The sequence below is a fragment of the Nonomuraea marmarensis genome (assembly GCF_043197025.1).
GTDB lineage: Bacteria > Actinomycetota > Actinomycetes > Streptosporangiales > Streptosporangiaceae > Nonomuraea > Nonomuraea marmarensis.
On the sequence record NZ_JBICRM010000049.1, the window covers coordinates 1 to 12,675 of the forward strand.

12 protein-coding genes are annotated in these 12,675 nt (G+C 70.4%); 7 read left to right on the top strand and 5 right to left on the bottom strand.

All coding sequences use genetic code 11. The annotated features are described in order from the left end of the window. A partial coding sequence (locus ACFLIM_RS45430) for an MFS transporter (protein WP_393176204.1) occupies nucleotides 1-811 on the top strand: 811 nt, incomplete at its 5' end. Nucleotides 812-835: 24 nt separating this feature from the next. Further along, the gene (locus tag ACFLIM_RS45435) at nucleotides 836-1,267 is read left to right on the top strand and encodes a VOC family protein (RefSeq protein ID WP_393176206.1); all 432 of its coding nucleotides are present in this window, start codon (nucleotides 836-838) and stop codon (nucleotides 1,265-1,267) included. Here the strand turns inward: ACFLIM_RS45435 and ACFLIM_RS45440 are convergent. Further along, the gene (locus ACFLIM_RS45440; protein WP_393176208.1) at nucleotides 1,249-3,288 is read right to left on the bottom strand and encodes a S9 family peptidase; all 2,040 of its coding nucleotides are present in this window, start codon (nucleotides 3,286-3,288) and stop codon (nucleotides 1,249-1,251) included. The two genes, ACFLIM_RS45435 and ACFLIM_RS45440, sit on opposite strands and share 19 nt — an antisense overlap. Between ACFLIM_RS45440 and ACFLIM_RS45445 the strand changes: the two genes are divergently transcribed. Both ACFLIM_RS45445 and ACFLIM_RS45450 read left to right on the top strand, forming a co-directional pair. Continuing rightward, the gene (locus ACFLIM_RS45445; protein WP_393176210.1) at nucleotides 3,272-4,351 is read left to right on the top strand and encodes an RNA polymerase sigma factor; all 1,080 of its coding nucleotides are present in this window, start codon (nucleotides 3,272-3,274) and stop codon (nucleotides 4,349-4,351) included. The genes ACFLIM_RS45440 and ACFLIM_RS45445 overlap by 17 nt on opposite strands. A gap of 116 nt (nucleotides 4,352-4,467) precedes the next feature. Then, nucleotides 4,468-5,352 (top strand): alpha/beta fold hydrolase, encoded by an 885-nt coding sequence (locus ACFLIM_RS45450; RefSeq protein WP_393176212.1) that lies wholly within the window; start codon nucleotides 4,468-4,470, stop codon nucleotides 5,350-5,352. Between the two features lie 513 nt (nucleotides 5,353-5,865). On the opposite strand, the gene ACFLIM_RS45455 is transcribed toward ACFLIM_RS45450, so the two are convergent. After that, the gene (locus ACFLIM_RS45455; protein ID WP_393176214.1) at nucleotides 5,866-6,507 is read right to left on the bottom strand and encodes an oxidoreductase; all 642 of its coding nucleotides are present in this window, start codon (nucleotides 6,505-6,507) and stop codon (nucleotides 5,866-5,868) included. A 130-nt stretch (nucleotides 6,508-6,637) separates the two neighbouring features. Here ACFLIM_RS45455 and ACFLIM_RS45460 point away from each other — a divergent pair, with 130 nt between their 5' ends. After that, the gene (locus ACFLIM_RS45460) at nucleotides 6,638-7,189 is read left to right on the top strand and encodes a TetR/AcrR family transcriptional regulator (protein WP_393176216.1); all 552 of its coding nucleotides are present in this window, start codon (nucleotides 6,638-6,640) and stop codon (nucleotides 7,187-7,189) included. 698 nt (nucleotides 7,190-7,887) lie between these two features. Here the strand turns inward: ACFLIM_RS45460 and ACFLIM_RS45465 are convergent. After that, on the bottom strand, nucleotides 7,888-8,286 hold the full coding sequence (locus ACFLIM_RS45465) for a winged helix-turn-helix transcriptional regulator (protein ID WP_393176218.1): 399 nt from the start codon (nucleotides 8,284-8,286) through the stop codon (nucleotides 7,888-7,890). Nucleotides 8,287-8,416: 130 nt separating this feature from the next. Here ACFLIM_RS45465 and ACFLIM_RS45470 point away from each other — a divergent pair, with 130 nt between their 5' ends. Then, on the top strand, nucleotides 8,417-9,196 hold the full coding sequence (locus ACFLIM_RS45470; RefSeq protein WP_393176220.1) for an alpha/beta fold hydrolase: 780 nt from the start codon (nucleotides 8,417-8,419) through the stop codon (nucleotides 9,194-9,196). A gap of 205 nt (nucleotides 9,197-9,401) precedes the next feature. On the opposite strand, the gene ACFLIM_RS45475 is transcribed toward ACFLIM_RS45470, so the two are convergent. Both ACFLIM_RS45475 and ACFLIM_RS45480 read right to left on the bottom strand, forming a co-directional pair. Further along, a complete protein-coding gene (locus ACFLIM_RS45475; protein WP_393176222.1) occupies nucleotides 9,402-10,097 on the bottom strand; it encodes a response regulator in 696 nt (231 codons plus the stop codon). A gap of 52 nt (nucleotides 10,098-10,149) precedes the next feature. Next, entirely contained in the window at nucleotides 10,150-11,451 is a 1,302-nt protein-coding gene (locus tag ACFLIM_RS45480; RefSeq protein ID WP_393176224.1) for a sensor histidine kinase, read from the bottom strand. A gap of 163 nt (nucleotides 11,452-11,614) precedes the next feature. Between ACFLIM_RS45480 and ACFLIM_RS45485 the strand changes: the two genes are divergently transcribed. Then, a complete protein-coding gene (locus ACFLIM_RS45485) occupies nucleotides 11,615-12,619 on the top strand; it encodes a hypothetical protein (protein WP_393176226.1) in 1,005 nt (334 codons plus the stop codon). Nucleotides 12,620-12,675 lie beyond the last annotated feature (56 nt).

The window sequence follows — 12,675 nt, forward strand, 5'->3', positions numbered from 1 at the left end:
GCGATCGGCGCGCTACGCCTGCTCAACTTCACCAACATCGCCGAAGGCGCCCGGTGGGCACGCGACGACTTCCGTCACCCGCTCATCGCCCTCGGTCTCACATAGTGAGAACTCCTTCGGCCCTGCCGGCCTCAGCGCGCTGGTGTTCCTCGCGGTCGTCACCATCATCCCATCGCTGCCGTCGGCGAACGCGGTTTCGGTACGGGAAGTCTTCGGGCTCCCGCTCAAGAACGTGCAGCTGCGTTTGGTGCTGTTCACCGTCGTACTGTTCGTGCTCGGCCATTTCGGTGCGTACACCTTCGTGCGCCCCTACCTCGAGGGCAATTCGTCCGCCGCACCCCTCTTCATCACAGTGCTGCTGATGGTTTACGGCGCGGGCGGCGCGGCCGGAAACTTCGTCGCCGGACACACGGTGAACAAAAACTTGAGAGGCAGCTTCATTGTCGGCTGCGCGGGACTCGTGCTGTCCTTGCTGTTGCTGCTCACGATCGCTCACGGGCAGGTCGGCTCGGTCATCTCGCTGATTCTCTGGGGACTTTCCTTCGGCGTCGTCCAGTTGTGCCAGGTCAACATGACGCAAGCTGCCGCGCCCGAGACCTTCGAAGCCGCGATGTCACTCAACACCATGGCCTACAACAGCTCCATCGCGCTCGGGGCGCTTTTCGGTGGACTGTTCGTCGATCATCTGGGTGTCACCAGTGTCGTCTGGTTCGGCGTGGCGCTGACAGCGGCTTCGCTGCTCCTCACGCTCAGCACCCGCCAGAGGACCTCACGCACTGTCCCCGACGATGCGTTGGCTCCCAGCGAATAAGCCAGCTAACAGAGGAGATTAGCGGTGCGCGTAAAAGCATTTGATCACCTGGTGCTCAATGTGCGGGACGTTGAGCGAGCACTGCAGTTCTACTCGGAAACACTCGGACTCGAGCAGGAGCGGGTTCCGGAGTGGCGGGCGGGTAAGGCGCCCTTCCCGTCGGTACTGCCCGAGGCGATGACCTGGCGGCTGTCACCGCACGACGTCGAGCTGCTGGCGGCGGTCCCGAGTCCTACCCTTCAGGAGATCCGGGCTGTGCAGGGCGATCCTGGCCAGGCCCGCTTCGACCGCCCCGAACAGGTCTCGAAGGTCATCCTCATCTCCGCCTACGCCGAAAGCGACTTCGCCGACGGCCCCACCCTCGCGTTCCTCACGAAATCCGACCTGTCCGCCGGAGCGATCCGCGACATCCTTCGCCGGACAGGCCGTGATCGCGGTCAGCGGGATTCGGCGTGATCGCCCCGCTCGTCGGTGACGGCCATGGGCAACGCCGGGATTCCGGGTGGGGCGAAGCCGAAGACCTGCCCGTACAGAGACAGCTCCGCCTCGATAGCGGCGACCATGGTCTTCTGATTGCGAAAGCCGTGGCCCTCCCCCTCGAAGGTGAGGTAGGCGTGCGGGACCGGGCGGCCGGCCAGCCGGTCGAGGAATCGTTCGGCCTGGGCGGGTCGGCAGATCACGTCGTCGGTTCCCTGGAGCAGGAGAAAAGGGACGGTTATCCGTTCCGGGTGCGTGACCGGTGAGCGGTCGTGGTATCGGTCGGGGACCTCGGCTACCGGGCCGACGAGAGAGTCCAGGTAGTGCGACTCGAAGTCGTGGGTCTGCCCGGTGGCGAGGCTGTACAGGTCCAGCACCGGATACAGGATCGTGGCGCAGGCGTACACGTCGGTCGTCACGAGTGAGACGGCGGCGGTGAAGCCGCCGGCGCTGCCGCCGCGGATCGCCAGCCGTCCGGCGGTGGCCAGCCCTTCGTCGACCAGCGCGCGGGCCACGGTGGCGCAATCCTCGACGTCGACGACGCCCCACTGCTCACGGAGTCGTTCGCGGTAGGCGCGGCCGAATCCCGGCGTTCCGCCGTAGTTCACCTCGACCACGCCGATGCCACGCGACGTGAAATAGGCGATCTCCAGGTTGACGGCGAGGGAGGCACGGAGTGCGGGACCGCCGTGGGCCCACACCACGAAGGGAGGACGTTCGCCCGTCGGACCGGTGGCGTGCGGGTTGCGCGGCAGATAGAGGTTCGCGTGCACCTCGCCGCCTTCCGGCCCGATGAAGACCCGCGCCTGCGGCTCCGGGAGGAACGCCGGATCCACCGCGCCGTAACGCGCCTGCGCGACCACCCGGACCTCCGCGGTGGCGACGTCCACCTCGACGACCTCGTACGGCCTGAAGCGGCCGGCGGCCACCCCCACGACGCGCGTGCTTCCGGACACGGCCAGGTGGGGCAGCCACTCGGACCGTTCGCCGCTGACGTCGACGAGATCCCCGGTGCCGGGGTCGAGCAGGGCCAGTCGTTGGGCACCGCGGCCGTGCAGCACGGCGACCCGCCCGTCGGTCAGCGGACCGAACCAGCGCAGGCCCAGCCGCTGGGCACCGCCAAATTCCTCCTCGGCCGGGAACAAGGCCCGGAGCCTGCCCGTGTCGGGGTCGACGCGGTACAGGTTCCACCATCCGGTGCGTTCTAGGGCGGCCAGCAGGCTACCGTCCGCCGCCCACTCGACCTGGGCCACCGGATCACCCGGGCCACCGGCCAGCGTGCGGACCCGCCGCATGATCCCGTCCTCGCCAACGTCGGCGATCATGATCTCGGCGGCGTCCCACGGCATGTACGGGTGGTCCCACGCCAGCCAGGCGGCACGCCTGCGATCGGGCGAGTAGCGGGGACCGGAGATGAAACGACGGCCGTCGTCACACAGCTCGCGAACGGCCGACCGGTCGCCGGCCGCGGATCCGTCCAGCGGAACCGCGGCGATGACACGGCGCACGTCTCCCGGGCCGTCGCCGGTGAACTCCTCCAGCACACCATGGACCTCACCGCGGACGAGATCGATCTCGGGCTCCGCCCACCGCAACCCGCCGCCGACTCCCGAGACCGGGGTCAGCGGCCGCGGCTCCGCGCCGGGAACGTCGGGTCGGTAGGCGTACAACCGCTGATCGGCGAAATGAACGAACACCGCAAGGATGCCGTGATCGTCAGCCGCCGCGGCCCAGGCGCGGCCACCGTACTCGATGACCCTGCTGCGGACGTTCCATGGGCCCGGCAACACCGGCCGGACGGCGCCCTCGGCCGGCCCGCGCATGAGGACCACGCGTCCGTCGTCATCGGGACGCGGCTCGACCCACCACACTTCGTCCCCGATCACGCCGACGTACGCCGGCGCCGCGATCTGCCCGGCGGTCATCCCCGCAGTGGCCAGCTCGGCGTCGATGGGTGAGGCCCAGGCACCGTAAGGGGTCTCGATGGAGCGGTTTCTCATTTCGCAGAACCTACAACACGAGTCCGCGCCTACCGGCCGCCGGTACGAGCAGGTGGACCGGATAGCATTCGTCGGCATCCACACCCACACGCCGGAGAAGGACGGAACGAGCGTGCTTCCGCATCTGGAGTCGGATCCGGAGCTGGTCCGCTCCGCGCAGTCCGGGGACATGACCGGCCTCGCCGTGCTGCTGGAACGGCATCGGGCCGGCATGCTGGCGGTCGCGTTGAGCCTGCTGGGGTACGGGCCGGACGCCGAGGACGCGGTCCAGGACGCGATGCTGGTGGCGATGCGCCGGATCGACGAGGTACGCGATCCGGCGGCGATCGGGCCCTGGCTGCGCACCGTCGTCCGGAACAACTGCCGGATGCGGTTGCGGACCTCCCGGCCGGTCCCGCTGGGTGACCTGGAGTGGCTGGGGCTGCCCACGCGCGAGCCGACGCCGGACGAGCTGCTGGAACACCACGCGCGGCGCGACTGGGTCTGGCACGCGTTGAGCGAGCTGTCCGAGCCGGTCCGCCTGGTCACGATGCTGCGTTACTTCAGCGACGTCTCGTCCTACGAGCAGATCGCCGCACTGTGCGGAGTGCCGGTCGGCACCGTACGCAGCCGGTTGAACCAGGGCCGGAGCAAGCTCGCCACCGCACTGCGGGCCACCGCCGACGCGGCCCACGACGACGTCGCCGCGCTCAACGGCGCGCGCCGCCGGGAGGCCGAGGAGACGCTGGAGGCGGCGCAGCGCGGCGAGTTCGAGCGGGTGGTACGGGAAGCCTGGTGGCCGGACCTGGAGGCGATCCTGCCGTGGGGTCAGCGCGTCGATGACGGCAGCGGCCGGGACCTGCTGTTGCGGGGGATGGACAAGGACCTGTCGCAGGGCGTGCGCCAGCGGATCACGAACGTGCTGGCCAGCGGGGACGTGATGATCTGGGAGGCGGACCTGATCAGCCCGCCGGACGATCCGGAGCACTGCCCGCCGGGCGTGATCTGGCTGCAGCACCTGCGTGAGGGGCGGGTCCGGCAGCTGCGGTTGTTCCACCCGCGCGCCGCTCAACCCCAAGCTTGAGGGAGTCTGCGGAAGAAACCTCCGCGACGATCGAACCTTCCGGGACTCGGCTGCATCTGGTTGGCGTCCAGGCGGGCGCAGCCCGCCATCAGATCGCAGTTTGCAGGAGTCACCATATGAGGTCCATCGTCCCCGCCGCCGACGCCGCGCTCACCCCGGGCACCCACCAGATAGACATCGACGGCGTACGGCAGGTCTACCACGTCGCCGGGACCGGCCCGGTCTGCCTGGTGCACTCCGGAGGCCCCGGGATGAGCTGGGAGTACCTGCGGATGTCGGCGCTGGAGGAGCACCTGACCATGGTGTACCTGGAGCCGATCGGCACCGGCGACTCCGGCCGGCTGGCCGACCGGAGTGAATACCGGATCGACACGTACGCCAGGTTCGTGCACGGCGTGGTCGAACACCTCGGCTTGCCCCGGGTGCACCTGCTCGGGCACTCGCACGGCGGGTTCGTCGCCCAGCGGTACGCCCTGGACCACCCGGACCGGGTCGCGGGCCTGATCCTGTTCGCCACCTCCCCCGTCACCGGGCCCGAGTTCTGGGCCGACGCGATGGCCAACCTCCAGAACCTGCCGGCGCGGCTGCCGCACCGCCCGGAGGCGGCGGGGATCCCGGCCGCGTTCCCGGAGGCGCTGGCCTCCGCTGACGACGACACGTTCACCGAGCGGATGAGCCACGTCCTGCCCGCGTACTTCGGCGACTACTGGGCCCAGGAGGCCGAGATCGCGCCGGTCTTCGCCACCTTCCGCGCCTGGATCGCACCGTCCGGCGGCGAGGAGCCGGCCCCGTTCGACGTACGCGACGCGCTCGGCTCGCTCACCGTGCCCGCGCTGGTCATCAGCGGCGAGGACGACTTCATCTGCGGCACCCGCTGGGGACGGATGCTGCACGACTCGATGCCGAAATCGCAGCTGCTCGTGCTGGACTGCGGGCACATGGCCCACCTGGAACGACCGGAGGCGTTCACCCGCGCGGTGGCCGACTTCGTCAACGGCTGAGCCCGGACGTCGGTCAGTGGATCAGGCCTGACCACCTGAGCAGGCGCGGCGGGCCGACACGACCTCGCGAGTGGTGCCCGCCGCCGCGGCCGTGAGCGTGTGGTGAACTGGCGGCATGACGGCGGAGAGCTGGAGCGCCATACCGGAATGGGCTGGGCATACGCCCGCTGGGCCGGACGAGGTTGCGGGTGACGCCGGTGGGGGTCGGGCTGGCCGCGCTCGGCCGTCCGGCCGCTGCGGTCGACCACCTCGGCGTCGTCGCGGCGGGTCCCGTCGGGCTGGTGGCTCTCAGCGCAGGGGCGCAGCCGTACGGTGGCGCGCTCGAGCGCGCCCGGCAGCCACCGGTCCAGGTACTCACACGCGTGGTGGTCGGTGCGTTCCTCACGCAGGTAGGCCGTGCGCCAGGCGCAAGACAACATGCTCAGCTCTTCGATCACGTCCCAGTGGCGCGGCCAGCAGCGCGGGATCGCGCGCTGCACCTGTGGCCAGACCAGGTCGTCCAGCCGGCGAGGATCAGGTCGGAGCGGTCGAGTGCCGGAAGCCAGTAGCGACGGTGGAGGCCTGGAAGACATCGACGCCGGCGGCCACGAGCGGTGTCAAGATCCCCTTCAGCTCTTCCGGAGTACCAGCGAGTTTCGCGTCGCAAGCATCCTGCTTGCAGTGGGAGTAACGGAGGGCGACCGGCAAGTCCAGCGAGACCGCCTCGCGGACCGCAGTCACGATCTCCACCACGAACTTCGCACAGGCCACGAGGTCGCCGCCGTAGGCGTCCATGCGACGGTTGGTACGCGCCCACAGGAACTGGTCGATCAGGCAGCCGTGGGCGCCGTGCAGCTCCACCCCCGTCGAAGCCCGCCTGTTCCGCCGCCCCGGCAGCCTCGGGCGAACGCGGCGATGACGGCGTCCATGGTCGGCTGCGTCATGGCGTAGCCAGTCCCTGCGGTGCCGTCGACGGCAAGCCTGAGGACCGACCGCGGGCGCCTCTACGAACGCGGCTGACCCTGCGCCCCCACCATGCTGACGTGTCACAACTGCGGCATGATCCCCCCACCCGCCGCGTGCACCGCCTCGGCCTCCTTCGCCCAGCCCGCCCCCGCCCCGCTCCCACGAGCTGTTCCCGTTGGTTCGAGGGTCGAAGCCGCCACCATCGGACATCCGAGGAGCGCGGCGGCACGCATAGATTTCAGCTATAATTTATCTTCCCGCACCGTACGCCGGGCTCCCGATGCCTGGAATTGGTCCTCCGACACGTTCTCGAAGCGGCCGAAGTGATGAGGGATCGAAGATGAGTCGAGTATCGCAGGCTGAGGCACAGACCAATCGAAAGCGTGTGGTGGAAGCCGCTTCGCGACTCTTCCGTGAGAAGGGGGTGCCGAACGTGAGCGTCGCGGACGTCATGCAGTCGGTCGGTCTGACGCAGGGCGGCTTCTACAAGCAGTTCGCCTCCAAGTCGGCGCTCGTCGACGAGGCCGCAGCCAAGGCCTTTGCCGACATGGTGGGGTGTTTGGCGGCCTTGGACGATGACCACGGTGGACACGATGCCGCGTGGTCGTCACTGATCGACTCCTACCTCTCACCCGAAGCACGTGATAACCCTGGCAGCGGATGCCCAGCAGCCGGGTTCGCCGGTGATTTCGCCCGAGAGCCTGAATGGCGCGATACTTACGCCGCCGGAGTCCGCGATATGGCCGGATGGATCGCTACTGAGGACACCGGGCTGGCGGCCCTGTCCACCCTCGTGGGCGCTCTCCTGCTCGCTCGAGCGACGGCGGGCTCCCCCATTTCCGAGGAGATCCTGCGAGCCGCGAGGAAGGCAGCAGCTCGACTGACCGAATGAACGGCCACGGATCCGTCGCGCAGGGCATTGCACACCCCGGGTGCCCGCGCGATCCGATCCGCCGCGAGGGGCATCGTTCAGGTCGGCGGGCCCGGGCAACCCTGTGCAGGCCCGGTGCCCGGAGCGCACCTCCGCGCTCGGCCACACACCCGCGGTACACAGCAGGACGCAGCCGCAGCAGGGAGCTTCCTGCGTAGCCGCGACTGCCGACTAATCAAGCAGTGCCGCGGTGTTATCGGGACGGGCCAGCAGCATCGCGGTCGCTTCCGGCCCGAAGGCGTGTGAGCCCTTTAGGCAGATGTCGCCGTGCTTCAAGACGTCGCGTGCCGCCGCCTGGCTTCGAACGAGTCTTCCGGCCCCAAGGGAACGAGTCTTCTGGCCCCAGTAGGCCATCTTGAGCGCGGACGACGAACGACTCTTTTGGCCCCATCCGGGCGAGCCAATTTGATCCAACTATCCCGACGTCATGGAACAGGATCAACGACGAGAAAGCGGCAAGACCCCGAGGGTGCTACTGCTCGAAGACGGTCGATGACGGCCTGCTCGGGCGCTACCGGTGCGGAAGTGGCGGGCGGTGGTGTCGACAGAAGCCTGGCGAAGGAGCGCCTGCACCCGGGGCGAGCTTGGCGCCGGCTTGCCCCAGGCGAGTGGCATGGATATGGCGGAGCCGGTGCGGCTGTGCCCGCCAGGCGAGCGGGTCAGCGGCGGTTGTCGTAGGCGTGCCGGGCTGCGGCGATGACGGGTCCGGCGTGGCGGGCCCATGTCGACAGCGCCTCCAGGGGAGCGCGTATGTCCTCGACCAGAGACGTGGTGGCGTATTCCACCCGGGGCGGGGCGTCGGGATAGACGGTCCGGGTGATGAGCCCGTTGCGTTCCAGGTTGCGCAGGCTCACTGTCAGCATCCGCCGGCTGATGCCCTCGATCGCCCGTTCCAACTGGGTGAACCGGTGCGGGCCGCCACCCAGTTGGACCAGTACCTGGGCGCTCCACTTGTCTCCGATCAGGGCCAAGACCTCAGGCAGCGGGCAATCCTCGGGCGAGGGCGCATCGGCGGGGGCTGTGAGCTGGTCTGTTACCACGGTGTTCCGTTGCGACAAGAAAGTGCCTCCTTCCGGACCGTTCAATCTTGCTGAAGGATGAAGCCCGTTACAAATCGTAACGTTCCCGGGCAAAGGTCCATCATCGGTCCCTTGTCAACGACACTCGCTAGACGACAAGGAGCGACACGTGCCCGTCGCACGTAGCAACGGTTTCAAGATCTCGTACGACGTGTTCGGGGACGGCCCGCCGGTCGTGCTGCACCCGGGCATGTTCCAGGACGGCGCGCACTGGGCCCACAGCGGATACACCCCGGCCTTGACCGCCGCCCACACGGTGATCGCTATCGATCCGCTGGGACTGGGAGCCAACGATGCCCCACGCGAGATCGAGGCCTACGCCTTGCAGCGCCGGGTCGACTACGTCACCGCCGTGCTCGACGACGTCGGGGCCGACCGGGCCGCGTTCTGGGGATATTCGCTGGGAGCCATGACCGGCTATGCGGTCGCCGCGCACGCACCCGAACGCCTGACCTGCTTGGTCGCCGGCGCCCACGATCCCATCAACGGCTTTCGCTCCGCGGTCGACCAGGCGATTCGGGAACTCGGCTTGCCCGCCGACATCGACGCCTACGGGATCGTCAAGGAGGGGGCCTCCGCTGACCCGTACCAGGCCGCCCTGATCGGCGCTGGGGACTTGGGCGCTTTCCGCGCCAACTACGACGCGTTCTCGCGCGAACCCGGCCTGGACACCGAGCTGGCGGCCTGCGGCGTGCCGATCCTGATGTACGCGGGCACATCTGATCCCTGGCACGAGCCGATGCGGGCGTTCGCCGAACGCACCGGCGCGGGTTTCTTCTCCCTGCCGGACGCCGACCACAAGGGCGGCTGGGACAGATCCGCCGACGTGCTCTCCCACGTGCTGCCGTTCCTGGCCGAGGGCAGGCCGTCACACCTCAGGCAGTGGTAGCTCATTCGCCAGCCTGTTAACCCTTTCAGGCCTACTTGGTCTGGCCCTCAACGTTGGCGAGAAATGACAGCGCCCACCTGCAGACAACATCCGCGCGGAGATGGGCGCGCAGATGGGACTGTACGGTTTACCGCAACCGTCGACTGTTCGAGATATGGGAGCGCTGCGCGCAGGCTCGCGTGGCTGCTGTGAGCGCGCGGCTGCCCTATGAGGCGTCGTGGACGACCAGGGCCAGCTGGACGCGGTTGTCCAGGCCCGCCTTGGTGAGGATGCGGGAGATGTAGCCCTTGACCGTGCCCACGCTCATGTGCAGCTCGGCGGCGATGACAGCGTTGGTCTTGCCCTGCCCGACCGCGAGCGCCACCTCCCGTTCGCGGTCGCTGAGTGCCGACAGCACCCGCCGGGCGTCGGCCCGCCGCCAGTCGTCCTCCTCGGGCAGCAGGTGGGCGATCAGCCGCCGGGTGACGCTCGGCGACAGGCTGGGCTCCCCGGCGGCGACGCGCCGAATCGCCTCGACGATCCCCTCGGGCGGCGTGTCCTTCAGCAGGAACCCGCTGGCCCCCGCGCGCAGCGCCCGGAACACGTGCTCGTCGGCGTCGAACGTGGTCAGGATGATGACCTCCGGCGCGTCCTGGCGGGCGCGCAGCCTGCGGGTCGCGTCGATGCCGTCGACGCCGACCATCCGGATGTCCATCAGCACCACGTCGGGGGAGTGCTCGCCGACCGCGGCCTGGACCTGCGCGCCGTCGGCCACCGCGCCCACCACCTGGAGGGCGGGCGCGCCCTTGAGCATCAGCGTCAGCCCGGCGCGGACGAGCGCGTCGTCGTCGACGATGAGCACCCGGATCGCGGCGGACGTACTCCCGGGCCCGCCGGGGGGCGCGGCCCCGCCCTCATCCATGGGGGCACTCGCAGAGCCACTCACGGGGGGATCCGCAGACCCGCTCACCGGCTCATTCATGGGGCCGCTCACGTGGCCATGGTAGCCGCGCCGCCAGCCGGAACCCGCCGTCGTCGGTGCGTCCCCGCTCCAGGAGCCCGCCCGCCAGCGAGACCCGTTCCTCCAGCCCGACCAGCCCGGCTCCGGCCCCGGTCGTGGCCAGCCCCGCCGCCTCCCGCCCGGCGGGCAGCGGATTGCGCACCTCGACCGCCAGCTCGCCGCCGGCCGCGCCGGAGACCACGACGGTGACGGGCCGGCCGGGCGCGTGCTTGCGCGCGTTGGTGAGCCCCTCCTGGACGACGCGGTAGGCGGTGCGCCGGGTCGTCTCCGGCAGGTCGGAGAAGCGTACGTCGTTCTCGTGCAGCTCGATGCGCATCCCGGCCCGCCGCGACTCCTCCACCAGCGGCGCGAGCCCGGTCAGCGGGAGTTCGGCCGACGGGCTCTCGCGCAGCACGGAGATGACCGCGCGCAGCTCCTGCAGGGCCTGGTGAGCGCTGGTCCGGATCACCCCGGCCGCCTCGACGACCTCGTCCGGCCTGGCCTCGGCGTTGAACTCCAGCGCCCCCGCGTGCACCGCCAGCAGCGACAGCCGGTGGGCGAGCACGTCGTGCATCTCACGGGCGATGCCGAGGCGTTCGGCGCGGCGGGCTTCCTCCGCGCGAAGCCGCTGGTCGGCCTCGGCGCGGCGGGCCCGTTCCGCCAGTGACGCCAGCAGTTCCCGCCGGGTCCTGGCCAGGATGCCCCAGCCGGTGATCGCCCCGCCGAACAGCACGCCGACCAGCGCCCACACCGGGTACGGCGCCAGCCCGGGCGGCCGCCATGCGAACCTGACCAGCGTCGCCGCCACCCACGCCACCCCCACCGCGACGGCCGCGGGCGGCCGCCGGTACAGCGCCGCGACGAGCGTGGCGATCCCCGCGGCAACCGACGCTGCCGCGGCCGGGACGGACAGCGCGATGACGGCCAGCGAGGCGGCCACCGGCCACCGCCGGCACAACCACAGCCCCGCGCACGCCAGTGCCCCGCCGGCCGCGTCGGCCCACAGGTACCAGCCGGGCGTCCCCGGGGCCAGATCCCCCCAGACCACCGCGCAGGCCCCGGCCACCGCGAGCACTATGCCGCCGGACCCGACCGCCCAGTCACGCCGCGACCGCCCCGAACCCGGCTGCCCACCCGCCCCCGGGCCCCAGCGGCTCCCGGCCTCGCCGCTCGTGGCTTCGCGGTCCCGTCCCGCGCCGTCGTCGCCTGCGGATTCTCCGTGCCTCCAGGGTTCGCCGTTGCGGCGGCCCCCGTCCCGGCCCTGTGCTGCGAACACAACCGCAGATCGTATCCGCCGGCCTTCCGTTTGGTAAGCAACCAAGGTCACCATCGCCGCCCCGCCATGGCAACCAAAGTCACCTCCAAGGAGCGACCGAAGAGGCCACGGCCCGGCCTGGCGGCAGCAGCGCGCCACGCCCGCCACGGGAGACCGTGGACGCATGGTCACCTCACGAGCACGCGGCCGGTGGGCCGCGCTTCTGCTGGCCGGGCTCACCCCGGTCGTCGCCGAGCTCACGCTCGGCAATCCGCCCCTCCGCCAGGCGTGGCTGCTGCTGCTGTGGATGCCGATCTACGGCGCCGGCACCGTACTGATCCGCGAGCTGGTACGCCGTACCGGCCGGGGCTGGCCCGCCATCCTACTGCTCGGCGCGGCGTACGGGATCGTGGAGGAAGGGCTGGCGCTGCAGGCGCTCACCAGCCCGACCATCTACGGCGTGGCCGGCTGGGCGCCCAGGATCCTCGGCCTCAACAGCGCCTACACCGAGCTGAACATCCCCTACCACGGGGTTTTCAGCGTGGCCCTGCCGATCCTGCTGGTGGATCTTATCGTCCCGGCTCTTCGCCATCGGCCCTATCTGGGGCGTACCGGGCTGGTCGTGGCGGGGGTGGTGTTCGTGCTGGGCGCCCTGCTGCTGCGGTGGACGACGTCCTTCGTCGACCCCGGCCACCAGGCGCCGCCGGCGGCGCTGGCGGCGTTCGTGCTGGTGATCGCGGTGCTCGCGCTGCTCGCGCTGCGCTTCGTCCCCCGCTCGCCGGGTCTGCCGGCCGCCGCGCCCTGGACGGTTCCCGCGCCGCCGGTGGTCGCGTGCCTGGCCGGATTGGCGGCGTTCGGATATCTCGCGCTGCTGTTCCCCTTCGGCGGCGCCCGGCACCCGGCCTTCACCCAAGGCGGCTGGGTGGTGGTCCCGATGGTGGCGGCGGCGCTCCTGGCGGTGGTGGCAGGGGTGCTGCTGCGCCGGTGGACGGCGCACGGCGGGTGGCGCGACCGGCACAGCCTGGCGCTGGCCGGTGGGGCGCTCGTGGCGCACACCGTGTTCGGGATGATCGCCAACGGCGAGAACACCACCGACCGCGTGTCGCTGGCCACGCTCGGACTCGTCATGATCGGCCTGCTGGCCCTGCTGGCCCGGCGCACGCGGCACGACGGCGATGGTGCCCGCTGATCCACGACAAGCCCTCATCTCCTGTTGCACCTCGCGGGCGGTGACGATGCCAGAGG

Bases quoted from the DNA above. Each gene is read 5' to 3' on its own strand.
- ACFLIM_RS45445 (WP_393176210.1), top strand. From the start codon at position 3,272: ATGGAGCGGTTTCTCATTTCGCAGAACCTACAACACGAGTCCGCGCCT.
- ACFLIM_RS45440 (WP_393176208.1), bottom strand. From the start codon at position 3,288: ATGAGAAACCGCTCCATCGAGACCCCTTACGGTGCCTGGGCCTCACCC.
- ACFLIM_RS45450 (WP_393176212.1), top strand. From the start codon at position 4,468: ATGAGGTCCATCGTCCCCGCCGCCGACGCCGCGCTCACCCCGGGCACC.
- ACFLIM_RS45455 (WP_393176214.1), bottom strand. From the start codon at position 6,507: ATGTCCGATGGTGGCGGCTTCGACCCTCGAACCAACGGGAACAGCTCG.
- ACFLIM_RS45460 (WP_393176216.1), top strand. From the start codon at position 6,638: ATGAGTCGAGTATCGCAGGCTGAGGCACAGACCAATCGAAAGCGTGTG.
- ACFLIM_RS45475 (WP_393176222.1), bottom strand. From the start codon at position 10,097: ATGGATGAGGGCGGGGCCGCGCCCCCCGGCGGGCCCGGGAGTACGTCC.
- ACFLIM_RS45485 (WP_393176226.1), top strand. From the start codon at position 11,615: ATGGTCACCTCACGAGCACGCGGCCGGTGGGCCGCGCTTCTGCTGGCC.